This is a genomic window from Pseudomonas sp. BIGb0558 (assembly GCF_024807515.1).
GTDB lineage: Bacteria > Pseudomonadota > Gammaproteobacteria > Pseudomonadales > Pseudomonadaceae > Aquipseudomonas > Aquipseudomonas yamanorum_A.
On the sequence record NZ_JANUEW010000021.1, the window covers coordinates 1 to 23510 of the forward strand.

The 23510-nt window shown below is 62.4% G+C and carries 22 protein-coding genes; 13 read left to right on the forward strand and 9 right to left on the reverse strand.

The window, feature by feature from the left end:
- The first annotated feature begins 467 nt into the window (after positions 1-467).
- On the forward strand, positions 468-1559 hold the full coding sequence (locus M2400_RS21990; RefSeq protein WP_259199011.1) for a thiamine pyrophosphate-dependent enzyme: 1092 nt from the start codon (positions 468-470) through the stop codon (positions 1557-1559).
- Here M2400_RS21990 and M2400_RS21995 read toward each other — a convergent pair.
- Positions 1550-2416: an XRE family transcriptional regulator gene (locus M2400_RS21995; protein WP_310503551.1), complete on the reverse strand. Its 867-nt coding sequence runs from the start codon at positions 2414-2416 to the stop codon at positions 1550-1552. The two genes, M2400_RS21990 and M2400_RS21995, sit on opposite strands and share 10 nt — an antisense overlap.
- A gap of 465 nt (positions 2417-2881) precedes the next feature.
- Between M2400_RS21995 and M2400_RS22000 the strand changes: the two genes are divergently transcribed.
- From M2400_RS22000 to M2400_RS22015, 4 genes are read left to right on the forward strand one after another with little or no spacing between them, the layout of a single operon-like run.
- Positions 2882-3913 carry a glycoside hydrolase family 3 N-terminal domain-containing protein gene (locus M2400_RS22000; RefSeq protein ID WP_259199009.1) on the forward strand — a complete coding sequence of 344 codons (1032 nt, stop codon included), beginning with the start codon at positions 2882-2884 and terminating at the stop codon, positions 3911-3913.
- Positions 3900-4940 (forward strand): glycoside hydrolase family 3 N-terminal domain-containing protein, encoded by a 1041-nt coding sequence (locus M2400_RS22005; protein ID WP_259199008.1) that lies wholly within the window; start codon positions 3900-3902, stop codon positions 4938-4940. Before M2400_RS22000 ends, M2400_RS22005 begins: the two co-directional genes overlap by 14 nt.
- Complete coding sequence (locus M2400_RS22010) at positions 4924-5808, forward strand: sugar phosphate isomerase/epimerase (RefSeq protein WP_259199007.1); 885 nt, start codon at positions 4924-4926, stop codon at positions 5806-5808. Before M2400_RS22005 ends, M2400_RS22010 begins: the two co-directional genes overlap by 17 nt.
- Positions 5809-5854: 46 nt before the next feature.
- Positions 5855-7441, forward strand: coding sequence for a GMC family oxidoreductase (locus M2400_RS22015; protein WP_259199006.1), 1587 nt, complete (start codon positions 5855-5857; stop codon positions 7439-7441).
- Between the two features lie 35 nt (positions 7442-7476).
- Here the strand turns inward: M2400_RS22015 and M2400_RS22020 are convergent, their stop codons facing one another.
- From M2400_RS22020 to xylA, 5 genes are all read right to left on the reverse strand, one after another.
- A complete protein-coding gene (locus M2400_RS22020) occupies positions 7477-7662 on the reverse strand; it encodes a hypothetical protein (protein WP_259199005.1) in 186 nt (61 codons plus the stop codon).
- Between the two features lie 90 nt (positions 7663-7752).
- Positions 7753-8889, reverse strand: coding sequence for a sugar ABC transporter permease (locus M2400_RS22025; RefSeq protein ID WP_177042630.1), 1137 nt, complete (start codon positions 8887-8889; stop codon positions 7753-7755).
- On the reverse strand, positions 8890-10449 hold the full coding sequence (gene xylG, locus M2400_RS22030; RefSeq protein WP_259199004.1) for a D-xylose ABC transporter ATP-binding protein: 1560 nt from the start codon (positions 10447-10449) through the stop codon (positions 8890-8892).
- Positions 10450-10528: 79 nt separating this feature from the next.
- The gene (gene xylF, locus M2400_RS22035) at positions 10529-11530 is read right to left on the reverse strand and encodes a D-xylose ABC transporter substrate-binding protein (RefSeq protein ID WP_010172442.1); all 1002 of its coding nucleotides are present in this window, start codon (positions 11528-11530) and stop codon (positions 10529-10531) included.
- A gap of 57 nt (positions 11531-11587) precedes the next feature.
- A complete protein-coding gene (xylA, locus tag M2400_RS22040) occupies positions 11588-12904 on the reverse strand; it encodes a xylose isomerase (RefSeq protein WP_177042628.1) in 1317 nt (438 codons plus the stop codon).
- Positions 12905-13057: 153 nt separating this feature from the next.
- On the opposite strand from xylA, the gene M2400_RS22045 reads away from it, so the two are divergent.
- From M2400_RS22045 to M2400_RS22055, 3 genes are all read left to right on the forward strand, one after another.
- Entirely contained in the window at positions 13058-14269 is a 1212-nt protein-coding gene (locus M2400_RS22045) for a DNA-binding transcriptional regulator (protein ID WP_259199003.1), read from the forward strand.
- A 54-nt stretch (positions 14270-14323) separates the two neighbouring features.
- Positions 14324-16474 carry a phosphocholine-specific phospholipase C gene (locus M2400_RS22050; protein ID WP_259199002.1) on the forward strand — a complete coding sequence of 717 codons (2151 nt, stop codon included), beginning with the start codon at positions 14324-14326 and terminating at the stop codon, positions 16472-16474.
- 243 nt (positions 16475-16717) lie between these two features.
- Entirely contained in the window at positions 16718-17284 is a 567-nt protein-coding gene (locus M2400_RS22055; protein WP_259199001.1) for a hypothetical protein, read from the forward strand.
- Between the two features lie 26 nt (positions 17285-17310).
- On the opposite strand, the gene M2400_RS22060 is transcribed toward M2400_RS22055, so the two are convergent.
- The gene (locus tag M2400_RS22060; protein WP_259199000.1) at positions 17311-17640 is read right to left on the reverse strand and encodes a hypothetical protein; all 330 of its coding nucleotides are present in this window, start codon (positions 17638-17640) and stop codon (positions 17311-17313) included.
- Positions 17641-17778: 138 nt separating this feature from the next.
- Between M2400_RS22060 and M2400_RS22065 the strand changes: the two genes are divergently transcribed.
- Complete coding sequence (locus M2400_RS22065) at positions 17779-18066, forward strand: hypothetical protein (protein ID WP_177042625.1); 288 nt, start codon at positions 17779-17781, stop codon at positions 18064-18066.
- A 21-nt stretch (positions 18067-18087) separates the two neighbouring features.
- Here the strand turns inward: M2400_RS22065 and M2400_RS22070 are convergent, their stop codons facing one another.
- Entirely contained in the window at positions 18088-19803 is a 1716-nt protein-coding gene (locus tag M2400_RS22070; RefSeq protein WP_259198999.1) for an amidase, read from the reverse strand.
- Between the two features lie 151 nt (positions 19804-19954).
- On the opposite strand from M2400_RS22070, the gene M2400_RS22075 reads away from it, so the two are divergent.
- Both M2400_RS22075 and M2400_RS22080 read left to right on the forward strand, forming a co-directional pair.
- Positions 19955-20260 (forward strand): putative quinol monooxygenase, encoded by a 306-nt coding sequence (locus tag M2400_RS22075; RefSeq protein ID WP_259198998.1) that lies wholly within the window; start codon positions 19955-19957, stop codon positions 20258-20260.
- An 86-nt stretch (positions 20261-20346) separates the two neighbouring features.
- On the forward strand, positions 20347-20601 hold the full coding sequence (locus tag M2400_RS22080) for a hypothetical protein (RefSeq protein ID WP_177076802.1): 255 nt from the start codon (positions 20347-20349) through the stop codon (positions 20599-20601).
- Positions 20602-20615: 14 nt separating this feature from the next.
- Here the strand turns inward: M2400_RS22080 and M2400_RS22085 are convergent, their stop codons facing one another.
- Positions 20616-21416 carry an SDR family oxidoreductase gene (locus M2400_RS22085; RefSeq protein WP_259198997.1) on the reverse strand — a complete coding sequence of 267 codons (801 nt, stop codon included), beginning with the start codon at positions 21414-21416 and terminating at the stop codon, positions 20616-20618.
- Between the two features lie 120 nt (positions 21417-21536).
- Here M2400_RS22085 and M2400_RS22090 point away from each other — a divergent pair, with 120 nt between their 5' ends.
- Both M2400_RS22090 and M2400_RS22095 read left to right on the forward strand, forming a co-directional pair.
- The gene (locus tag M2400_RS22090; RefSeq protein ID WP_177129452.1) at positions 21537-22061 is read left to right on the forward strand and encodes a MarR family winged helix-turn-helix transcriptional regulator; all 525 of its coding nucleotides are present in this window, start codon (positions 21537-21539) and stop codon (positions 22059-22061) included.
- Positions 22062-22135: 74 nt separating this feature from the next.
- Positions 22136-23464 carry an LLM class flavin-dependent oxidoreductase gene (locus M2400_RS22095; protein WP_259198996.1) on the forward strand — a complete coding sequence of 443 codons (1329 nt, stop codon included), beginning with the start codon at positions 22136-22138 and terminating at the stop codon, positions 23462-23464.
- The last annotated feature ends 46 nt before the right edge of the window (positions 23465-23510 follow it).

Genomic DNA, 23510 nt, shown 5'->3' on the forward strand with positions numbered 1-23510 from the left:
ACCACACTCAAGCCGGCCTGTAGGCCGCTGTGCTGTTGATCTGCTTTTGATCTTGATCTTAGGCGCCCCGTTAAACCACGCTGGCCGAACGCAGGCTTTGGAGCGTGGGTAACCCGGCAGGACGCCGGGTTAGCCGCGCTGGGCCAAGGATGGCCCATCGCGGCGGCCCACGCTCCAAAGCCTTCGTTCGGGCACACCGAGCCTAGGCGAGGTGCCGAGTGGTGGGGCAAGAGCGTTTTGCTTACTTTTGCGCTTTTCAAAAGTGACCCGCTGTAAGAGCGGAACCAATAGAGGCCATCACCCAAATAACGGATATACACCCAAAACCCCACAACACCCCCAACCCCCACATCTGCGTCAATCTGCGTCTCTTTTACCCAAGGTGCGAAATTGAGCCCTCCCCGCACCAGGGCAAATACTCCAAACCTCATCCCGGCCCAGACGCCGCGCACTCGCTGGAGTATCAAGTGAAACTCACAGGTGGCCAAATTATCGCCAAGGCACTCAAAGCCAACAGCGTCGACTACGTAGCCGGCCTCCCGGGCGACGGCGCACGGGCCCTGGTGGAAGCATTGATGACCCCAGGCACCGACATCCCCTTCATCCACGTCATCCAGGCCCACAGCGCCGTGCACCTGGCAGACGGTTACTTCCGCGCCTGCGGGCGCCCCATGGCCGTCGTACTCACGGGCCCATTGGGCATCCCCTCAGCCCTCGGAGCCCTCGCCACCGCGTACGAAGACTTATCCGCGCTGCTGGTCATCAGCAACACTCAGGCCGAAACGACAGCAGCCAACGTCATGAAAGACCAGGCGACGGTTACGACAATCCAGAAGCTCCCCCAAGCCCTGCGCCAAGCCTTCGACACCATGCTGAGTACCGACCCCGGCCCGGTCAGCCTGTCCATCGACGACACCCTGCAAAGCACCTCCACAAACGTGAGCCTGCCACCCGCCATCCTGCGCGCAGAACCCCAGCCCATCCCGCGAAAAATCGCCGTATTACGCGAAGGCCGTGCCTCACGTTCGGTGCTCGAAAGCGACGCCATGCTCGTGCTCGGCGCCGGCCCCACTCAAGCCATCGCCCGGGAAATGTTCCCGGTGCATTACCCCGGCAGGCACCTCTGCGCCGGCAATCCCGCCACCCTCGGCTGGGCCGTCCCGGCAGCGATCGGTGCCAAGCTCGCCATGCCCGCACGCCAGGTGGTCTGCGCCGTGGGCAGCCGGGATTTTCTGCAGTCGATGCAAGAGATGGCCGTGTGCGTGATGCACAGCATTCCGGTGGTGTTCCTGGTCTTCAACAGCAGCGCGGACGACGCCGTGAGCGACGTGCAGACGCCGCCCATGGAGCAGCATCGAGCCGGTGAATTCAACCTGCCCGACGGCAAGCCCTATGCCCCGGACTTTGCCGGCATTGCGCGCAATTTCGGCCTTGAAGCCTGGCGCGTCGAACACGCTTCACACCTCAACGCGACCCTCGTCAAGGCCCTGAACAGCAAGGGCCCGTCGCTGGTGGAAATGATGACCGCACGCAATCCCCTGCAAGCCCCTCAGTCCTGACCGCCCCACACAATGGTGGCGTTGTCGCCGGTCATGTATTCACGCACATCCAGCGGGATCGACTGATCGCTGGGCAACAGCACCGTTGCGTTGCGCAAGTGGTGCTTGCGGATCTTGCCCTTGTCCACCAGCCCCAGCGCCATGCGCGTGGAGAAGGGCTGACGGAACGAGGACGAAGCCACACCCGTCACCAGCCCATAGAGAAAGCGGATCGGCCGACGATGCTGCGGCGTCAGGATCGAGAAGGTCATTTCGTTACGTTGCTTGCCTTCGAAATCCACCATGAACAGGCGATCGCCCAGCAACAGGCAGAACCCGTGGTAGGTAAATGAATAACCGATCTTGCCGCTGCCGTCGCGCAGCGGAAAGCGCTCCACGGTGACGTACTGCACCATCGAATCGGCGCGGTACAGGCAGGTGACCGAGCGCAGGATCCGGCCCTTGTAGATCGACGAATTGTGGTAGCGGTAATAGACCCCCAGGTAGTCTTCGAGCACGTCCGCCGACTGCTTGGCCAGCGGCAGGAAATGATTGAACTGCTCCGAGGCGCGCAAGCCGGTCGGCAGTTCGTTTTCATAACCTTCATAGAACTTCTTGAACTCGGCGGGCGGGCGGAAAAGGTCTTCCACTTCCATCATGAAATAACGCCCGATCTTTTGCAGGATCTTCTGCGACGGAACGTGCTGGCCCACCAGATACTTGTTGAACTGCTGGCGATTCACATCAACTTTGCGGCACATGTCGGCCACCGACCGGCAGGATTCCACCAGGGTGCTCAGGTTTTTCTGCACATTGCCCTGCAAGTCACTGCGCGCCTGCTGTCGCTCGGGGTGGGAGGTGGCGGCGGCTAACGACAACGGGGATGAGTCCGGGCGACTGGGCATTATTATCTCGATGTACTTGGCTGGGTTAAGGCGCCAGTTATTAAAGTTATAGCGCAGTTATCGAATAACCTTTGGCATAACTTTGATAACCGTTTAAGCGTTTGAAACTTCCGATAATTACCAAAGCATCTTTCATGCCGTTTATTTAAGTTCGTACATGAAGTTTGAGCATCACTGAATGCGTCAGATTGTAAGCGCTTTTGCTGGCTGTTCGCCGCCGGCGCGTCAGGTTTTCAGCTGTCCATCCGCGGCATGAACGGTCCGCCCAGTAACACATTCAATGGCGGCGGGTAACACCCCCGTGCTGCGTGGGAGTGCTTCATTCCGCGTCAGGTATCGCCAAGTGTGCGAAATGGTGGAAACACCTGCCGCCCTTGATACTTCCTCATAGTGCTTTGTGTTGATGAGCGCTCACCCTAACGCTGTTGAGGAAAAGCAATGTCAAGCGAACTGCATAGCGCCGCGTATTCGGTACTGCTTCCCGCATTCGGGGATTTGCACCTGGACGACAATGTGCGCCGTTACCTGAGCCGTGGTGGTGTGTCCCTGTTGCTCGGGGAAACCCGGGATGAATACGTGGGCCGAGGCATGAGCCCGGCGCGCAAGGCTGCCGAATCCGGCGCCGACTTTACCAATCTCGTGCGGGAAGCCACGGCATTGGCCGGTTCCGGAGTGCTCATCGCGGTAGACCAGGAGCTCGGCGGGATCGAGCGCCTGCACCAGTTGGTTCCGGCGGTCGCCACCCGGGCGCAACTCCAGGGCCTCAGTGCCGAGGACATCGAGCAACGTTGCTTCGAAATGGCTACCGTGGCCCGCGGGCTGGGGGTGAATCTGTTCCTGGCGCCGATCGTGGATGTGGTCACCGGCGCCAATCCATGGCTGCACAATCGACACCTGGGTGCCGACCCGGTGGAGGTCAGCCGGGTGTCCTGTGCGTTTATCCGTGGGGTGCAGCGCGCAGGTGTGATCGCCACCGCCAAGCACTTCCCCGGGCACTACGTCACTGAGCACGACCCGGCCATTGCTGAAGCCACGGTGCCCGGCCCGCTGGAATTGCTGCATGACAACCTTGAAGTGTTCAAGCAGGTCATCGCCACCGGTGTAAAAGCCGTCATGCCAGGCCCGGCGGTGTTCCCCGCGATTGATGCCGATCACTCGGCGTCCACCTCGGCGGAGGTCATCGGGTTGCTGCGTGACAGCCTCGGCTTCGAAGGCCTGATCATTTCCGATGACCTGGACGCCGTGTCGATCCTGCGCGGCAACACCATCCCCGACACCGCCGTCGCGTCGCTGGTGGCCGGTGCGCACCTGTTGCTGGTGTCCAGCGAGTCGGGCCTGGACAGCATCGCGGACGCGATCGTCGCCGCCGTTCATGAAGGCACCCTGGATCGCCAGGTGCTGCTGGATGCGGCCGCCAGGGTCCGCCATCTGGCCAGCGCTACCCAGGGGGCCCGCCATGAGCGCGAATGAGAGCAAGGCCTACGGTGTGCTGTTTCCGGTGCTGTTGGACGTGCAGATGACCGACGAGGTGCGCCGGTTTCTCGGCAATGGCGGGCGCAGTCTGTTGTTTGGCGAGACGGCCGAGGAGTACGTCAGCGGAACAATGAGCGCCAGCCGCCTGCACACCGAAACCCTGGACACCTGGCAACGCTTTATCGGCACGGCTACCGCCCTCGGCGGGCCGCTGCTGCTGGCGGCCGATGCGGACATCTCTGCCGTGCACCGTTTGCAAGGGGTAGCCCCGGCACTGCCTGAACCCGACGTGGCCCGGGCGATGGACTGCGCGGCGCTGGAACAGGCCTGCTTCAAGGTTGCCACTGCCGTGCGCGAGACCGGGGTCAACCTGTTGCTGTCGCCGACGGCGGACGTGGTGGGCGGCCCCAATGTGTGGCTGGCGGGGCGCACCCTGTCGGACGACGTGCAGCAGACAGCGGCGATGGTCGGTGCGTATGTGCGTGGCGTGCGGCGGGCCGGGATGGCCAGCACCCTGAAGCACTTCCCCGGGCATCCGGTGTTATTCCAGCAGCCATCGACGGAAACGGCGGTGGTCAGCGAGTCCATGCAGCAACTGCGTGCCTACTGGCCCGGGTTCCAGGCCGGGATCGACGCCGGGGCGGATGCGGTGATGATGGGCCCGGCGATCTTCGCCGCGTGCACACCACCCACGGCGGCATCGGTGTCGCCTGAACTGATCGGCGTATTGCGCCAGGAGTTGGGCTTCAAGGGGCTGGTGATGACCATCGACCTCGATCACCGCTCAACCATTGGCCAGATGTCCCTTGGTGAGGTCGCCGTGGCCGCCTTGAACGCTGGGGCTGACCTGTTGCTGATTTCCGCCAGGGCCATGCCGCAAGTGCCGCAGGTCGTCCGGGCGATTGTCGCCGCCGTCGCCCAGGGCATCTTGCCCCAGGCGCGACTGGATGCTGCGGCGCTGGCCGTGGGCGCGCTGGCCGAGCGTTATTCAATCGTAGGAGCGTCGTATGCCAACCCAAAATAATCTCATCGCCCTGCATTCCACCGTCGCCAAACACTCGACCCTGGCGATGGATATCGACATGGCGCAGACGCTGGGCTTCGATGCGCTGGAGATCAACAGCGGCAAGCTGGAAGCCTATCTGCAGGCCGGCTATTGCGAGGCAGAGCTTCAAGATTTGCTCAAGAATATGCACGTCACCGGCATCGGCTACCTGCGGGACATCGAACGCCAGGGCGCTGAGCGGGATGACCTGTTCAAGGAAGCCCGGCGGCTATTTGAGCTGGCGAACCTGGTCGGCGCCAAAGGCGTGCAAGTGCTCACCGGCCCGATCAATGTGCAGGCGGTGATCGATTTCCAGGCGACGGGCAAGAGTGCGCATTACTCGGGCCTGCTGGGGCTGGATCAAGCCGAGCAGTACGCGTTGACGGCGAGCAACCTGGCGGCGCTGGCCGATGTGGCCAAGCAATACGATCTGCTGCTTTATCTGGAAGCGCTGTCCTGGACGCCCCTCAATACCCTGGACCACCAACTGCAACTCATCGACCGCACCGGGCGCAGCAACGTGAAGCTGGTGATCGACTACTGGCATTGCTTTACCAGCGGCGTGACTCCTGTGGACGTGGCCAGGCTGAACAGGGACGTGATCTACGGCGTGCATGTCTGCGATTCGCTGGCCTATGAAGACGGTATTCCAAATGAAGAAGTCCTGCGGGATGTCCCCACCGGCAGCGGTGTGCTCGACCTGGCCGCGTGGACTGCCGCAGTAAAGGCCACCGGTTATACCGGGTGGTGGAGCTGTGAGCTGTTCTGCAAAAAACAGCAGCAGCAAAACAGCTACGTCGTCGCCCAACAATTGAAGACACTGTTGACCAGCCTGGTCGGTCGATGACGCGCGTTTCAACACGGGCTCAATACTAAGAAGAACTGAGGTTGTCATGGTGGATTTCATCGTAATCGGGGGCGGCTCCACAGGCTGCACGGTCGCATCGCGCCTGAGCGAGGATGAGGGCGCGTCGGTGGTGCTGTTCGAGGAAGGGCCGCGGGATCGCAGCCCTTACATCCATATTCCCGGTGCCTATTACAAGACGGCCCAGGGTCCGTTGCTCAAGCGCTATGCCTGGGAACCGACCGAGGACCAGCAGCGCAGTGAGGCACCGACCATGGTCCAGGCCAGCGTGCTCGGTGGTGGCAGCTCGGTGAACGCGATGATTTACATCCGCGGCGTGCCTGCCGATTACGACGGTTGGGCCGAACAGGGCGCTGCGGGCTGGTCGTACAAGGACGTGTTGCCGTACTTCAAGAAGGCCGAGGACAACGAGCGTTTCTGCAACGACGTGCACGGTGTCGGCGGGCCGTTGGGGGTGTCGGACCCGATCAATATCCACCCCTTGACCAAAGTCTGGCTGCGGGCCTGCCAGCAGTACGGGTTGCCCTACAACGAAGACTTCAACTCGGGCCGGCCCGAAGGTTGCGGGCTGTACCAGATCACCGCCAAAAACGGCTTTCGCAGCAGTGCCGCCGTGGCCTACCTGGCGCCCGCCAAGGCGCGCAAGAACCTGACAGTGAAGACCGGTTGCCGGGTGCTGCGGATCCTGATGCAGGGCAACAAGGCGGTCGGTGTCGAATACCTGGAAAAGGGCGTGCGCCACGTGATGCACGCCGACAAGGAAATCATCCTGTCCTCAGGCGCGATCAACTCACCGCGATTGTTGATGCTGTCCGGGATAGGGCCCGCTGCGCAGTTGCAGAAGCACGGGATTAACGTCGTCCAGGATTTGCCCGGGGTGGGGCAGAACCTGCAGGACCATATCGAAATATCGCTGGTGTATGAACTGACCGGCCCCCATAGCTACGACAAGTACAAAAAACCTTGGTGGAAACTCATGGCGGGGTTGCAGTACGCGCTGTTCCGGCAGGGCCCGGCGGCGTCGAACCTGATTGAAGGCGGGGCGTTCTGGTGGGGCGACAAGACGGCAGCGCACCCGGATATCCAGTATTTCATGGTGGTGGGCGCGGGCATCGAGGAGGGCGTGGATTCGGTGCCGGGCGGTAACGGCTGCACCCTCAATTTGGGGCAGATCCGGCCAAGGTCCAGGGGCTACGTGGAACTGTATTGCGCCGACCCAATGTCGCCGCCGCGCATTGTGCCCAACTACTTTTCTGACCCGTACGACATTGAAAGCCTGGTGGACGGATGCCTGGTGGGCGAGCAGATCATGGCCCAGGCGGCCTTCAAACCCTACGTGGCACGGCGGCACGTGCCGGACGCCAGTGTGCGTTCACGCGAAGAGATGAGGCAGTTCTGTCACCAGCAAGCCCACGCCGCACTGCACCCGTCCGGCACTTGCCGCATGGGCGTGGATGAGCGGGCGGTGGTAGGGCCGGACCTCAAGGTGCGCGGCATCGAGGGGCTGCGGGTGGCCGACGCATCGATCATGCCGACCCTGATTTCAGGCAACCCCAACTCGGTGTGCATCATGATCGGCGAAAAAGTCGCCGACATGATTCGCTCCGCCCGATAGGGTTGCCGGGGCGGTAACGCCTGCCTCTTTTTGGGTCAGGCGCAGGCTTCGATCAACCAGAGTGTGAAACAGCTGGCGAGCGCCAGCAGGCCAAGGGCGATGCCGATTTTTGCCTGCAGTTCGAGGGGCATCATCCTTGGGTCGTGATCTTTGTCCATGGAATCAAAGGACTGCACCCGGCCGTTGATCATCTGAGCGGTTGCAAAGAACAAACTGTGCATGGCATGTGCCTCGTGGGTCGTTTCTGCTCAAGTCGAGGCCGATACCGGCCTCCTGCTTGAGAAGAGCAAGCTCCATGCCATTGCCCGGCCTCAGCGACGCCCGGTCCGCGTACTCACGTCAACCCACACCGCCAGCACCAGGATGCTGCCCTTGACGATCATCTGCCAGTAGCTGTCCACGTCGAGCATCGACATGCCGTTGTCCAGGCTGCTGATCACCAGCGCGCCAAGCAGGGCGCCGTACACGGTGCCCGAGCCGCCGCGCATCGAGGTGCCGCCAATGAAGCAGGCCGCGATGGCGTCCAGTTCGCCCATGTTGCCCGCCGACGGTGAGCCGGCCGCCAGACGCGCGGTGTTGACCAAGCCGGCGAGGGCGCACATCACGCCCATGATCCCGAAGATCCACAGCTTCACCGCCTGCACGTTGATCCCCGACAGGCGCGTGGCCTCCATGTTGCTGCCCACCGAGTAGATGCGCCGGCCGAACACGGTCTGGCTGGTGACGTAGCTGAACACCCCCAGCAGCACCAGAAGCAGCAGCACCGGTACGGGAATCCCGTCGTAGCTGTTGAGGGTGTAGACGAAGCCGGCCAGCACGAAACCGATCAGCACCACGCGTACGCTGTCGCGCAGCATCGACGGCAATGCCAGTCCGTGCAGGGCACGGTTGCGGCGCTGTCGCCAGGTCAGGAAGAGCGCCAGCCCGAACAGCAACACGCCGAGAATCACCCCGACCACCGTCGGCAGGTAACCCTGGCCGATGTACACCAGCTCCGGCGATACCGGCGCAATCGTGGTGCCGCCGGTAATGCCCAGCAGCACGCCGCGAAACGCGAGCATGCCGCCCAGCCCGACGATGAACGAGGGGATGCGCAGGTACGCGGTCATGTAGCCGTTGCCCAGGCCAATCAGCAAGCCGCACAGGGCGACGATGGCGAGGTTGAGCGGCAGCGGAATGTGATAGACCACATCCAGGATCGCCGCCACGCCGCCGAGCAAACCGAGCATCGAGCCCACCGACAGGTCGATCTCGCCGCTGATGATCACCAGCACCATGCCGCAGGCCAGGATGCCGGTGATGGACATCTGCCGCAGCAGGTTCGACAGGTTGCGCGGGGTCAGGAAACCGCCTTCGGTCTGCCAGCTGAAAAACACCCAGATCAGCACCACGGCGATCAACAGGGCGAGCATTTTGTAGCGGGTGAAAAGCTGTTTGACCTGATTCATTTACGCGGACTTCCGATCATTATTATTGTCATGCCCGTTCGGTTGGCTGAGGGCGGCGGCGAGCACCTGTTCCTGGGTCAGGCCCTGGTTGATGAAGTCACCGCGCAACTGGCCTTCGCCGATCACCAGCACCCGGTCGGATACGCCCAGCACCTCGGCCAGCTCCGAGGACACCATGATGATCGACACGCCTTCGGCCGCCAGCGCGCCCATCAATTTGTAGATCTCATATTTGGCGCCCACGTCCACGCCACGGGTGGGCTCGTCGAGGATCAGCACCCGGGGTTGGGTCAGGAGCATTTTCGCCAATACGGCTTTCTGCTGGTTGCCGCCGGAGAGGCTGGTGATCGGCAGGAACGGGTTCGCGGTCTTCAAGTGCATGCGCTTGATTTCCTGCTCGACGCTGCCCAGTTCCGCCTCGGCGTTGATGCGCGTCAGGTGCGAGAAGCGGTCCAGCACCGCCAGGGTGATGTTCTGCCCCACGCCCAGGTCTGGCACGATGCCCTGGCGCTTGCGGTCTTCCGGGACCATGCACAACCCCGCGCGAATCGACTTCAGCGGCGTGCGGGTATCGATGGGTTTGCCGTCCAGCCACACCTCGCCTTCACAGCGCCCGGGGTAGCTGCCGAACAGCGCCGACACCAGCTCCGTGCGGCCCGCGCCCACCAGGCCGGCGATGCCGAGGATTTCGCCCCGGCGCAGGCTGAACGAGACATCGTCCACGCGCTTGCGCCCCGGGTTGTCGACGTCGTAGCAGGTGATGTTGCGCGCCTCGAACAGCACCTCGCCCACCGCGTGGGGTTCGGTGGGGTAGAGGTTGCTCATCTCGCGGCCGACCATCTGGGTGATGATGCGCGACACGTCCATCTCGGCCATGGCCGTGGTCGCGATGTGCTTGCCGTCGCGGATCACCGCGATGGTGTCGCAGATGGCCGAGACTTCATCGAGCTTGTGGGAGATGTACACGCAGGCAACGCCCTTGGCCTTGAGGCCACGGATGATGTCCAGCAGCACCTCGATTTCCGAGCGGGTCAGCGCCGAGGAGGGCTCATCCAGAATCAGCAGGCGCGCCTGTTTGTTCAGCGCCTTGGCGATTTCCACCAGTTGCTGGTAGCCGCCGCCGTATTGCGAGACGGGCAGGGCGACGTTCATGTCCGGCACTTTCAGCTCGCGCATCAGCGCTTCGGCACGGTGCATCATGGCGGGGTAGTTCATGCGCCCGCCGGGCAGTGTCAGCTCGTGGCCCATGAAGATGTTTTCGGCCACCGAGAGGTCGGGCACCAAGGTCAGTTCCTGGTGGATGATCACGATGCCGCAGGCTTCGGTTTCGGCGATGGAGTGGGCGCGCAGCGGCTGGCCGTCCCAAAGGATTTCGCCGTCCCAGGTGCCATGGGGATACACCGCCGACAGCACCTTCATCAGGGTCGATTTGCCGGCGCCGTTCTCGCCGCACAACCCCACGCATTCCCCGGGTCTTACCTTGATGTCGATGCCGTTCAGGGCTTTGACGCCACCAAAGGTCTTGACGATGTTGTTCATTTCCAGCAAGTAGTCGGACATGGCGGGTACTCATTCCACAGCGAAAAGGCGGGTGGCGTGCAGGAGCGGCCGCAAGCCGCTCCCGCAGTGAGCCGTACGCTTACTGCCCGGCGATTTGCGCTTTGGTGTAGAACCCGTCTTCTTCCAGCACGTTGACGTTATCTTTGGTCAACGCGGTCGGCTTGAGCAGGATGCTCGAGACCTGTTTGCTGCCGTTGTCGTACTGCGAGTTGTAGGCCGGTTTCTCGTCCCGTACCAGTTGCACCGAGAGCTTGGCGGCCTCGGACGCCAGCAGTTTCAGGGGCTTGTACACGGTCATGGTCTGGGTGCCGGCGATCACACGCTTGATCGCGGCAAGGTCGGCGTCTTGCCCGGAGACCGGCACCTTGCCCGCCAGTTTTTGTGCCGCCAGGGCCTGGATCGCGCCGCCGGCAGTGGCGTCATTGGAGGCGACGATGCCGTCGATCTTGTTGCTGTTGGCGGTCAGGGCGTTCTCGACGATGCTCAGGGCTTCGGTAGGGTTCCATTCCTTGACCCACTGCTGGCCGACGATCTTGATGTCGCCCTTGTCGATGGCAGGCTGCAGCACCTTCATCTGGCCCTGGCGCAGGATCTTCGCGTTGTTGTCGGTAGGGGCGCCGCCCAGCAGGAAGTAATTGCCCTTAGGCTGCGCGTTCAATACGCCCTGGGCCTGCATCTCGCCGACCTTTTCGTTATCGAAGGAGATGTAGGCGTCGATATCGGCATTCAAAATCAGCCGGTCGTAAGACAGCACTTTCACCCCGGCTTTCTTCGCTTCGGCCACCACGTTGTTCAGCACCGTGGCGTTGAACGGCACGATCACAATCACATCGACGCCCCGGGAGATCAGGTTTTCAATCTGCGAGATCTGTCGCTGCTCGTTGGCGTCCGCCGATTGCACATAGACCTTGGCCCCCAGTTGCTCGGCGGCGGCGGTGAAGTAATCACGGTCGCGGGCCCAGCGTTCAAGGCGCAGGTCGTCGATGGAAAAGCCGATTTTCGGATGGGCCGCATCGGCCATGACCGAGTTGGAAAGCAGTGCCAGAACGCTGGTGAATAAAACGGTTTTCAGGTGTTTCATGATGGTGAGTCCCTTTTATTGTTGTTTAGACGCACTGCTGGACCTGGAGCGTAGCGGTCATGGGTAGATAAAGCGATTCACTACACCTTCGAGCATCTCCTGGCGGCCGCTGACCGCTTGCGGGTTGAGTTGGTGGCTGAAGGCATGCTCGGCCAACGACTCCAGGCTGAAGTCGCCGCCGAGCACGGCGCGCCCGAACGACTTGTCCCAGCCGGCATAACGCTGGGCCTTGAACTGCTCGAGGGCATCGTTCTGCACCATGGCGGCGGCGCGCTCCAGGGACAGCGCCAGCACGTCCATCGCGGCCACGTGGCCATGGAACAGGTCCACTTCGTCGAGGCTTTGACGACGCACCTTGGAGTCGAAGTTGTAGCCGCCGCCTTTGAAACCACCGGCCTTGAGTACCTCGTAGGTGACCAGGGTCAGCTCTTCGACGCTGTTGGGGAACTGGTCGGTGTCCCAGCCGTTCTGCGGGTCGCCGCGGTTGGCGTCGATGCTGCCGAAAATCCCCAGGGACGCGGCGGTGGCGATTTCATGATGAAAGCTGTGGCCGGCGAGGGTGGCGTGGTTGGCCTCGATATTGACCTTGATCTCTTTCTCCAGGCCGAACTGATGCAGGAAGCCAAACACGGTGGCGGTGTCGTAGTCGTACTGGTGCTTGGTCGGCTCCTGCGGCTTGGGTTCGATAAACAGCTCGCCGGTGAAGCCGATCTTGTATTTGTGCTCGACCACCATGCGCATGAAGCGCCCGAGTTGCTCGCGCTCGCGCTTGAGGTCGGTGTTGAGCAGCGTCTCGTAACCTTCGCGGCCGCCCCACAGTACATAGCTGGAGCCTTTGAGGCGGTGGGTGGCGTTCATCGCACTGAACACCTGGGCGGCTGCGTAGGCAAACACTTCCGGGTTGGGGTTACTGGCGGCGCCGGCGGCAAAGCGCGGGTTGCTGAAGCAGTTGGCGGTGCCCCACAGCAGCTGGATGCCGGTCTGTTCCTGATGGCCTTCGAGCTGGTCGACCATCCGCGCAAAGTTGTCGCGGTACTCCGCCAGGCTTGCGCCTTCGGGGGCAACGTCGGTGTCGTGGAAGCTGTAGTAGTCGATGCCCAGCTTGGAGAAAAACTCGAACGCCGCCTCGGCCTTGCCGCGTGCTACCTGCAGGGCTTCACCCGGCTGCTGCCAGGGCCGCTGGAAGGTGCCGGAGCCGAACATGTCGCTGCCGGGCCAGACGAAATTGTGCCAATAACACGCGGCCATCCGCAGGTGCTCACGCATCGGCTTGCCGAGGATCAGCTTGTTCGCATCGTAGTGCCGGAAGGCCAGGGCAGAGGTGCTATCCGGGCCTTCGTAGAGGATTTTTTCGACAGCGGGAAAGTAGGGCATCGCCAGATCCTTGTTGTTATGAGTGCACGTTAACCTTGCCTCGATACTAGCAACGGCCCCCGGCCAACCGATTATGAAAATCACCAGAGCGGGGTTCGATTTTGAGTGGCTTTGGGCGCATAGTTGGGCGATACCTCGCCAGGAGCCGCCCCTGTGAAAACCCTTCCGCCGGTGCACCGGATTGCCCTGCTGTTCAACGGCAACAAGATCTACGATCGCGGCATCATCACCGGGATCGGCAACTACCTGAGCAGCACGCGGGTGTCGTGGGATCTGTTCCTGGAGGAGGATTTCGTTTGCCGGCTCAAGGGCATCGAGCGCTGGCATGGCGACGGCATCATCGCCGACTTCGACGACCCGGCGATGGGCCCGGCGCTGGCGGGCGTGCACTTACCGGTGGTGGCGGTAGGCGGGTCTTACGAAGATGAGCGGGCTTACCCACGGCATATTCCGTACGTGGCCACCGACAATTTCGCCCTGATCAAGCTGGCCTACGAACACCTGATCGAAGCCGGGCTTACGCGCTTCGCCTGCTTCAGCCTGCCGCAAGCGGATATCAACCGCTGGGCCCAGGAGCGTGAAAAAGCCTTCCGCCGCCTGCTGGAGCGCGACGGCCTGCCCGTGGAGGTGTATCGCGGGCTGGGTACCAGCGCGCCGCTGTGGGACTCGGCGGTAGAGCAGCAGATTGCCTGGCTGCACAGCTTGCCCAAGCCCATCGGCATCATCGCGGTCAGCGACGCCCGTGCCCGGCAGTTGCTGCAAGCCTGCCTCACGGCGGGCATCCCGGTGCCGGAGCAAGTGGCACTGATCGGCATCGACAACGACCCGCTGACCCGCACCTTGACCCGCGTGCCACTGAGCTCGGTGATCCAGGGCACCGAAAAAATGGGCCGCACCGCCGCGCGTTTGCTGCATCAAATGTTGCATGGCATGCCTTCGGCGGGCAGCCAGATCCTGGTGCCGCCGGAAGCGGTCAACGTGCAGACCTCAAGCCTGCACCAACCCCTCGGCCATCCCTATGTGATGCAGGCGTTGCACTTCATTCGCCAATACGCCTGCCAGGGCATCAAGACGGCTCAGGTCGCCAACTACGTCGGGGTGTCGCGCTCGTCCCTGGAAGCGCATTTTCGCAGCGAACTGAACCGCAGCGTCCATGACGAAATCCTGCGTTTCAAACTCGCCGCGGCGGTGGCAGGCCTGGAAAATACCGAAGCGGGCATCGCGGATATCGCCTACGACTGCGGCTTCAAATCGGCGCAGTACCTGCACACGGTGTTCAAGCGCGAGTTCGGGTGTACGCCGAGGGAGTATCAGGTGGGACAGGTTGAACGCGATTCAAGCGATGTCATTTCTTTGTCGCCTTGAGTCCCTATTTTGTCCTGAGCCTCGCTCCAGAACTTCAAGGGATTGAATCGTCTTATGCCGACTCTTACACGCAGGACCCTGTTGCAAGCCGCCGCCATCGGATCCGCCTACACCCTGTTGCCCGACTCCATTCGCCAGGCCCTGGCGATCCCTGCCAACAACCGCACCGGCACGATCATGGACGTCGAGCATGTGGTGATCCTGATGCAGGAAAACCGCTCATTCGATCACTACTTCGGCACCTTGCCCGGCGTGCGCGGGTTCAGTGACCGCTTCACCATCCCACTGCCGGGCGGGCACCGGGTGTGGGAGCAGCAGGGCGTCGGGCGGCGGATTTTGCCCTATCACCTGGACAGTTCCCGTGGCAACGCGCAGCGGGTCAGCGGCACGCCTCATTCCTGGGTGGACGAGCACGCCGCCTGGGGCAGTGGCCGGATGCATGCCTGGCCGACGTTCAAGACGCCCACCTCGATGGGCTACTACCGCGAGCAGGAAGTGCCGTTCCAGTTCGCCCTGGCCAACACCTTTACCTTGTGCGATGCCTACCATTGCTCGGTGCACGCCGGCACCAATCCCAACCGGCTATTCCACTGGACCGGCACCAACGGCCCGACCGGTGCGAACGTGGCGGCGGTGGTCAACGAGTGGGACGGCCCCGGCGCGGTGAGCGAGGGCTACACCTGGAAAACCTATCCCGAACGCCTGGAAGAAGCGGGCGTGAGCTGGAAGGTTTACCAGTACTTGCCGGATAACTTTGGCGACAATCCCCTGGCCGGGTTTCGTCAATTTCGTGCGGCCAGCGTCGCGGCCGGCAACCCCGCGGTGCCACCGAAGGACTTCAAGGACTTCGTGCCCTACAGCGATCAACTGAATGCCCGCGTGCCGCTGTACAAAGGCAACGGCAACACACTCCCGGCCGTCAGCGGCAGCGACCTGGAAGCGATCATCCAGGGCTTTCGCAAGGACGTGAACGACGGTCGCCTGCCCCAGGTCAGTTGGCTGGTGGCGCCGGCCGATTACTCCGAACACCCCGGACCTTCCAGCCCGGTGCAGGGTGGCTGGTTCACCCAGGAAATCCTCAAGGCGCTGACCGCCAACCCGGATGTGTGGAGCAAGACGGTGCTGCTGGTCAACTACGATGAAAACGACGGTTTCTTCGACCACGTGCCGTCGCCATCGGCCCCGTCCAAACGCCTGGACGGCAGCTTCGCCGGCAAGTCCACGGTGAAGTTCGACAGCGAGATCTTCACCCACCCGGCGCCACCCGGTTCAAGCCAGCAACCCGCGCCCGACGGCGGGGTGTACGGGCCCGGTCCACGGGTGCCGATGCTGGTGCTGTCGCCGTGGAGCCGTGGCGGCTGGGTCAACTCCCAGGCGTTTGATCACACCTCGGTGCTGCAATTCCTGGAGAAGCGCTTCCACGTGCGCGAGCCCAATATCAGCGCCTGGCGCCGGGCCGTGTGCGGCGACCTCACGTCGGCCTTCAACTTCGTCAACCCCAACACCGAAACCCTGCCGCCGCTGCACACCATCAGCCGCCAGGCCGCTGACACCCTGCGCCAACGCCAGGAACAACTGCCCCAGGTCGCCGTGCCAACGGTGGGCCAGCAACAGGCACCGTTCCAGGCGCGCATGGCGCGACCCTCCCGGGCACTGCCGTACCAGTTGAACGTCGAGGCTTCGGTTGACCGTCGCGCCAGTTCCGTGACCCTGGACTTCTTCAACAATGGCGAACAAGGCGTGGTGTTCCACGTCTACGACCGCTTGCACCTGGACGACATCCCGCGCCGCTACACCGTGGAGGCCGGCAAGCACCTCAGCGACACCTGGCAAGTGGCGGGGGCCTACAAGCTCTGGCTGTTGGGGCCGAACGGCTTTCACCGTGCATTCAAGGGGAATCTGCTGCGGCGTGAGCCCGAGTTATCCCTGGCCTATCACGGCGATACGTTGCTGCTGACCCTGGTCAACCCTGGTAAGCGCACGGCGTCGGTGACCATCGAGCGCTGCCCGTACACCAGGCAAGGGCCCTGGCTGCTGGAGATTGCCGGCGGCAGCACCGTGCAGCGCACGTTCTCGTGCCAGCCCAATGGGGGGTGGTATGACTTCAAGCTGCGTGATGAGCACGGTTGGGTGCGGCGGGTGGCGGGGCGGATTGAAACCGGGGCGCACAGCATCAGCGATCCGTTGATGGGGAAGCGTGGGTAAGGATTGCTTCTGGCATAGGGGGTGAACGCGTGCCGGTAAAATAAGGAGCCAGATGGGAAATTTCGCCATCAGATGATATCATTTGGCCACTTATTCGATCGTAAAAGGGATTTTATGCACGCGTTTCTTTCCAAAACCTTCGGCGCAGTCAGCGCCTGATTGGCTCCATCCAGTCAACGCCTTTAACGGGCGCCTGGCTGATGCCGGGCGCAGGCAACCCAGCATCTTGAAGCGAGTCTTTCCGTGAGCGAAGTGATCACCAGCGTGTTACAGCAGGCAGCACAGAATTTTGCCGCCAGCCTGGACGAGTTTTACCCGTCCTACGGCAGCAACGGCCTCAATGAGCGCAACCTGACCTACCAAATGGCCAAGGCGTTTGACGCGCGAAGCAATGCCCATGCCTTCATGGAAGTGCCCTTTCTCAACCCGGTAACTGAGCGCTACGAGTTCCGTATCGACTGCATGTTGTTCGACCCGACAACTGTTGCTTTCGTGGAGTGCAAGCGACTCTACAGCCCGGAAAAGGCAGAACAACTGCGCCTCGATTTCCACCGGATGAGCGCAACCAACCTGGCGCCGGTGCTGGAGAAATTCAGCCATGCCGGAAGCCCTGGGCGAAGCGTATATCGCGTCATGCTGGCGGAGACCTGGCAAAAAGCTACGGTGGACTGGTGGACAGCCAAGGACAGCAGCCGCAGTTGGGACAATGAATGGCTGCCGGATGAGCGGGGCGTCTTTGAGGTCAAGACTTTCGAGAACGGCAACACATTGTATTGGCTGTTTGCGTATGAGCTGCTGGAGCTTGCTTGATCGCCATGGTCTGAAGCAGTGGCCCGCTAGCCGTTGACCTGCACGGCAAGCGTCGCGCGCTCTTTGGTCAGCGGGTTAAGTACGCCAGGGCCATCGGCGGAATGAAGGTACAAAAAGTAGTGGCCGTTGTGGTCGCGCAGGATCCGGTAAATCTCGGGTGGCCTGCGCGTACCCCGGGCCAGGTTTCGGTCTACAAGCAGCTCGTAGGTCTCGATGTGCAGGCGTTGCAAGGCGGCTTCAAAGTCGGCTTTGACGGCCAGCTTCCATCGCCGGACCCGAAGGATTTGAAAGAGGGCAGCGAGCAGAATGAACAGCGCCAGGCCGACGAGTGCGAGGGGTTTCGGTCCCTGTTCCATGGGTGACTCCGTGTTCTGTAAGATTTCGTAATCCCTTTCCCTGTTTATTGTAGGAGCAGGGCTATCCATCAATGCAGTGCTTGAAACAAAAACCACACGGCAATAGCCTCGCTTTTTTCCTGACACTGAGGCCTGGCATTGGGTAAGCGAAAAACGGTTTGGCCCACGGAGCGGGAAGTTCGACTGCGCTTTATCCTGCTGGCAATCATTGAAACCGCCTGTGATCGAGGCGTTCCCATCGAGCGGCTGTTGCTTTCGTACATCCTGCTGCGCAATACGCCGACCCCGGAGCAGTTGTGGGCGGCAATCAGTGACACGCTGCTTCTCGACCAGATGCGCGGCTTTCGATTTGAGCCCGGGTCGGAAGCCGATCAGTTGATGCGCAAACTCGGTGATGAAGCCGTAACGAAAAGGATTGGAACCTGAACGGTTCCAATCCCTTTTTATTTATGGCTTGCCCGCAACCAGCTTCGGCGTGCGCGGCGGTACCAGGCGCTTGCTCCCCGTCGACTCATACGCCGACGCCAATCGCAGCAGCGCCGAATCGTCATACGCCCGGCCGGCAAAGGTCAGGCCCACCGGCATGCCGATATCCGCCATGACGCCCATCGGCACCGTCACCGTCGGCACCCCCAGGTGACGGATGGCGAGGTTGCCGTTGGCCACCCACACACCGTTGCTCCAGGCGATATCCGCCGACGCCGGGTTTACGTCCGCATCGGCCGGGCCCACGTCGGCGACGGTGGGGAAGATCACCGCGTCCAGCCCCAGCTTATCCATCCAGTCTTCAAGGTCGATGCGCCGTGTCTGCTCCAGGCCGCGCAGGCCGTCGGGCACGCTGCTGATCTTGTCCCACGGGGTGATGCCGCGTTCGGCCATGCGCACGTACTCGTCCATGCCGGCGGCCAGGTCGTCTTCGCGGTTGGGCAGGGTGCCGGGGTCGTGGGGGAAGATCTTCGGGCCGTCGACATCGGCCAGGCGGTTCAACGCAGGGTCGTTGTTGGCCCGCAGGAAATCATCGAACGCCCAGGCCGACAGTTCCCACAATTCATCGTGGAGGAATTCCTTGGACACCAGGCCGCGGGTAAATACTGTCGGTGCGCCCGGGCGGTCGCCTTCGCAATTGGAGACCAGCGGGAAATCCACCTCGAGCACTTCTGCGCCCGCGGCTTCGAGCGCCTTGCGAGCGGCTTCCCAGAGGTTGATCACCGACGCGCGGGTTTTGATTTGCTGGCCGGTGGGGCCGCCGATGCCTGGGGCGTCGCTGGTGCCTGCCTCGGGGTCTGCGTTGATGTACATGCGCGGCACGCCGAAGCGTTTGCCGGCGAGTGCATCGCCGGTGGCGGCCAGGGCGCCATAGGATTCGGGGCGTACCGAGGCGACACTTGGAATCGGTACCCAGGGTTGCATCCGCCACAGGTCGCCGCGGGTGTCGGGGTCTTCTGCCACCACCACGTCGAGCACTTCAAGCAGGTCGGCCATGGTGCGGGCGTAGGGCACCACCACGTCCATGGTCGGGGTCAGCGGCCAGTTGCCGCGCACCGAGATCACGCCACGGGACGGGGTGTAGGCACACAAGCCGTTGTTGGAGGCCGGGCCGCGCCCGCTGGACCAGGTTTCTTCCGCCAGGCCGAACGCCGCGAAGCTGGCCGCAGTGGCCGTGCCGGCGCCGTTGGAGGAGCCCGAGGCGAACGGTGCGGTGAGGTAGTCGGCGTTGTACGGGCTTTCGGCCCGGCCATAGACACCGCGCTGCATGCCGCCGTTGGCCATGGGCGGCATGTTGGTCTTGCCCAGGCAAATGGCGCCGGTTGCACGCAGCCGCTCGATGGTGAACGCGTCGCGGTAGGCGGTCAGGTTGGCGAATGCCGGGCTGCCGGAAGCGGCCGTGAGGCCCTTGACCAGGTAGCTGTCCTTGGCCGTGTAGGGAATACCGTCGAGCGGCCCCAGGGTTTTGCCATTGGCCCGGCGAGCATCGGAGGCTCGGGCTTCCTCAAGCGCTTGCGGGTTGCGCACCACCACCGCGTTGAGGGCTGTGGCGGTATTGGGGGCATCAAAGGCGTCGATCCTGGCGAGGTAGGCTTCTACCAGCTCAACCGCCGTGGTCTGGCCGGACTCAAGCGCAGCGCGCAACTGGGCAATGGAAACTTCGGTTACTTCGATCACGTGGTTATCGCCGGGGGCAGAAAAGGGGAGGGCTTGAGTGCTGACTCAATCCGTTCAGTGAAACTAGCTTACTGATAGATTTTTCGTAGCGCCAGAGCATGGCATCCCTTACTGTGGTTCCTCTTTTTCCTTATCGATAACGGTGCTGTTTATGTCCGATGAAGTGCGGCTTGTCGTCATCATCAATACCCAGCCTGGGCGGGGTGCGGACCAGTTGACCGCGTTTGCCAGGCTCGCTCCGCTGGTGCGGGCTGAAGCGGGTTGCATCCAGTACGACCTGCATCCGGTGGAAGGCAACAGCGACAGTTTTGTGTTGATCGAGACGTGGGCTTCAAAGGCGGCGCTCAAGGATCACCACGCAGCGCCTCACATGCTCGAAGCCGCGAAGCACAACCCGACATTTCGTGCCGGCCCCTCCAACGTTCTGGTGCTGGAACCCGCCGTCCAGACGCCCTGACTTCAACCCGGTGGCTCAAGGGGTTATCATTGCCCCTTCATTTTTTGCTGCCCGGAAAGATTTCGATGTTGTTTACAAGGACTGTCATGGCGAGCGCACTGCTCGCCGTTCTGGCCACCCAGGCTTACGCGTCCAACCTGGACCTGACCTACGAGGCACCTATCCTCAGCGCTGTACCCCTCACGCCGCAGGCTGAGCCCAAGCCGCGTTTCCCGGTCAAAAGCGTTGCGCCGGTGACCGTGGAAAACAGCTGCACCGGCCGCGAGTGCACCTACGAAGGCGACATCAGCCTGCCCCGTGAGGAGCAGACTGTGCGGCGCATTTCCATCGGTATTCAATAAGACCTGCTGGTGCCTCAGACAATCCCATACCGGGGCGCCGGCTTGCCCGTCTGCGTGGCTGCAAACAATGCGCCGCGCGCGGCGTCATAGGTGTCCCACAGCGAGCCATCGGCCACCGACGGCCAGGTGATCGTCTCGCCCTGATCAAGTCCGGCCAATGCCGCGTCCACCAGATTCTCGGTGGTCATGACCGACTCTTTTTGCAGCGCGGAAAGCGGAATGCCCGACTCGTCCCAAATCTCGGTAGCGGTGGACGCCGGCAACACGATCTGCACTTTCACTCCGGTTTCTGCCAGCTCCGATTGCAAGCCACGGCTGAACGCCAGGACATAGCTCTTGGTGCCGCTGTACACCGAACTGACCGGCAGCGAATGCACGCCCAACACCGACGCCACGTTGATGATCACGCCTTCATTACGCACCAGCATGCCGGGCAGCGCCGCGTGGGTCAGGCGGGTGAGGGCGGTGATGTTCAGGGCGATCTGGGTGGTGGAGTCCTCGACGGAGGATTGAGCCAGCGGGTGCAGGCGGGCCAGGCCGGCGTTGTTCACCAGCACCTGGATCGCCGGATTGCTGGCCAGCAGGCTTTCTACGCGGGCCAGGTCAGCAGGGTTCACCAGGTCGGCGCCAAGGGTCTGGACCTGACGCCCGTGGTTTTGCGTGATCTTCGCGGCGAGGGCTTTGAGCCGGTCTTCGCGACGGGCCACCAGGATCAGATCGTAGCCGCGAGCCGCCAATCGGTCGGCATACACCGCACCAATACCGGAAGACGCGCCAGTGATAAGGGCAATTTTTGTGGAAGCGGGGGTCGACATGAACGGCTCCAAAAGATGAGTACTCAACCAATATTGTTGAGGGCTCAAGTTATAAGCTCGGCATTTGTCCTTGTCAATGGTTTAGTACTCAATCATTCTAGCGGCATGGAGGAACTGAAAATGCCAACCGAGAAGATCAATACCGATAAAGCACGCGCCGAACTTTTGGATTTGCTGGGTGACGTGGCGTGCACCAACAACGCATTGCGCCGTGCCGCCAGGCGGCTGGGGCAGCTGTATGACGAAGCGCTGGCGCCGATTGGCCTGAAGGCCACGCAGGTCGGCTTGCTGGGTGAAATCACCCGGCTGTCGGCGGTGGATGAGCAGGGCGGGCCGACGTTGCAGGAGCTGGCCGGACGCCTGGCGATCCTGATGTCGGCGCTGACCCATGCCATGAAGCCGCTGGTGCGCGACGGGATTGTCGAGCTGCGTCCGGACGCCCTGGACAAGCGCACCAAACGCTGTGTGCTCACGCCCAAGGGCGAAGCGCTGTTCAGCGAGGCGCTGGTGTACTGGGCCTCAGCCAATAATCGGGTGGAGGACGTGCTGGGGCATGACTCGGCGGCGCAGCTGCGGGGCATGGCGGATCATGTCGCCTCCGAAGCATTTCTGGCGGACTACAACAGTCGCTCTGTCCAGGCATAAGCCAGATCCTTTCGTTATTAGACAGACGCCGTTCGCGCATCCGATGCTGAGCCCCTCTCGATCAGGGGTTTTCCATGAGCACTCCACGCCAACTGAAACTGGGCGCGTTCATGCGTCCGGTCAGCATCCACACCGGCGCCTGGCGCTATCCCGGCGCTTACCGCGACGCCAACTTCAACTTCGCGCACCTCAAGCAGTTCGCCCAGACCCTGGAGAAGGCGCGTTTCGATGCCTTCTTTATGGCCGACCACCTGGCCCTGCTCAACATGCCCATCGACGCGTTGAAGCGCAGCCACACGGCCACCTCGTTTGAGCCGTTCACCTTGCTGTCGGCCCTGAGCCAGGCCACCGAGCACATCGGCCTGGTCGCCACCGCGTCGACCACTTACGACGAGCCATTCCACATCGCCCGTCGTTTCGCGTCTCTGGATCACTTGAGCAACGGTCGCGCCGGCTGGAACATCGTCACCACCGCCAACCCGGATGCCGCGCAGAATTTCGGCCTGGAACAGGCCTACGCCCACGACGAGCGCTACGCCCGTGCACGTGAGTTCTACGATGTGGTCACCGGCCTCTGGGACAGTTGGGCCGATGACGCCTTCATCCGCGATGCCGACAGCGGCGTGTACTTCGACCCCGACAAACTGCACACCCTCAATCACCAGGGCCGCTACCTCAACGTGCGCGGCCCGCTGCACATTGCCCGGCCGGTGCAGGGCTGGCCGGTGATCGTGCAGGCCGGGGCCTCGGAGCCCGGGCGGCAACTGGCGGCAGAAACCGCCGAGGTGATTTTTGTCGCGCCGGGTACGCTTGAGGAGGGGCGTAAGTTTTATGCGGATATCAAGCGCAGGATGCTGGCGGTGGGGCGGCATCCCGACCACCTGAAGATTCTGCCCGGGGCCTTTGTGGTGGTCGGCGATACACAGGAAGAGGCCCGCCGGATTCGTGCGCACCTCGACAGCCTGGTGCATTACGAAAGTGCAATTGCCTCGCTGTCGATCGCGCTGGGCACCGACGCAACCAAGTTTGATCCGGACCAGTACCTGCCCCCCATTCCCGAAACCAATGCCAGCCAAAGCTCCCGGGAGCGGGTGCTGGCGCTGGCCGATCGCGAGCAGTTGACGGTGCGCCAACTGGCCCAGCGCCTTGGTGGTTATGCCGGCTTGTCGTTTGTCGGCACGGCCCACAGCATCGCCGACCAGATGCAGCAATGGCTGGAGGAAGAGGGCAGCGATGGCTTCAACATCATGTTCCCGTGGCTGCCGGGCGGGCTCGATGATTTTGTCGCCAAGGTGGTGCCCGAGTTGCAGGGGCGCGGGATCTTCCGGCGGGAGTACGAAGGCTCTACCCTGCGGGAAAACCTCGGATTGCCGCGTCCGGCGAACCGCTTCTTCGCCGGATGACCGTGTATTTTCACGGTGGTTAGATCGTTTATTTCCTTCTGATTGG

Bases quoted from the DNA above. Each gene is read 5' to 3' on its own strand.
- M2400_RS22060 (WP_259199000.1), bottom strand. From the start codon at position 17,640: ATGGAACAGGGACCGAAACCCCTCGCACTCGTCGGCCTGGCGCTGTTC.
- M2400_RS22080 (WP_177076802.1), top strand. From the start codon at position 20,347: ATGGCGAGCGCACTGCTCGCCGTTCTGGCCACCCAGGCTTACGCGTCC.
- M2400_RS22000 (WP_259199009.1), top strand. From the start codon at position 2,882: ATGTCAAGCGAACTGCATAGCGCCGCGTATTCGGTACTGCTTCCCGCA.
- xylG (WP_259199004.1), bottom strand. From the start codon at position 10,449: ATGTCCGACTACTTGCTGGAAATGAACAACATCGTCAAGACCTTTGGT.
- M2400_RS22050 (WP_259199002.1), top strand. From the start codon at position 14,324: ATGCCGACTCTTACACGCAGGACCCTGTTGCAAGCCGCCGCCATCGGA.
- M2400_RS22090 (WP_177129452.1), top strand. From the start codon at position 21,537: ATGCCAACCGAGAAGATCAATACCGATAAAGCACGCGCCGAACTTTTG.
- M2400_RS22005 (WP_259199008.1), top strand. From the start codon at position 3,900: ATGAGCGCGAATGAGAGCAAGGCCTACGGTGTGCTGTTTCCGGTGCTG.
- xylF (WP_010172442.1), bottom strand. From the start codon at position 11,530: ATGAAACACCTGAAAACCGTTTTATTCACCAGCGTTCTGGCACTGCTT.
- M2400_RS22025 (WP_177042630.1), bottom strand. From the start codon at position 8,889: ATGAATCAGGTCAAACAGCTTTTCACCCGCTACAAAATGCTCGCCCTG.
- M2400_RS22010 (WP_259199007.1), top strand. From the start codon at position 4,924: ATGCCAACCCAAAATAATCTCATCGCCCTGCATTCCACCGTCGCCAAA.
- M2400_RS22085 (WP_259198997.1), bottom strand. From the start codon at position 21,416: ATGTCGACCCCCGCTTCCACAAAAATTGCCCTTATCACTGGCGCGTCT.
- M2400_RS22075 (WP_259198998.1), top strand. From the start codon at position 19,955: ATGTCCGATGAAGTGCGGCTTGTCGTCATCATCAATACCCAGCCTGGG.
- M2400_RS22095 (WP_259198996.1), top strand. From the start codon at position 22,136: ATGAGCACTCCACGCCAACTGAAACTGGGCGCGTTCATGCGTCCGGTC.
- xylA (WP_177042628.1), bottom strand. From the start codon at position 12,904: ATGCCCTACTTTCCCGCTGTCGAAAAAATCCTCTACGAAGGCCCGGAT.
- M2400_RS22015 (WP_259199006.1), top strand. From the start codon at position 5,855: ATGGTGGATTTCATCGTAATCGGGGGCGGCTCCACAGGCTGCACGGTC.
- M2400_RS22020 (WP_259199005.1), bottom strand. From the start codon at position 7,662: ATGCACAGTTTGTTCTTTGCAACCGCTCAGATGATCAACGGCCGGGTG.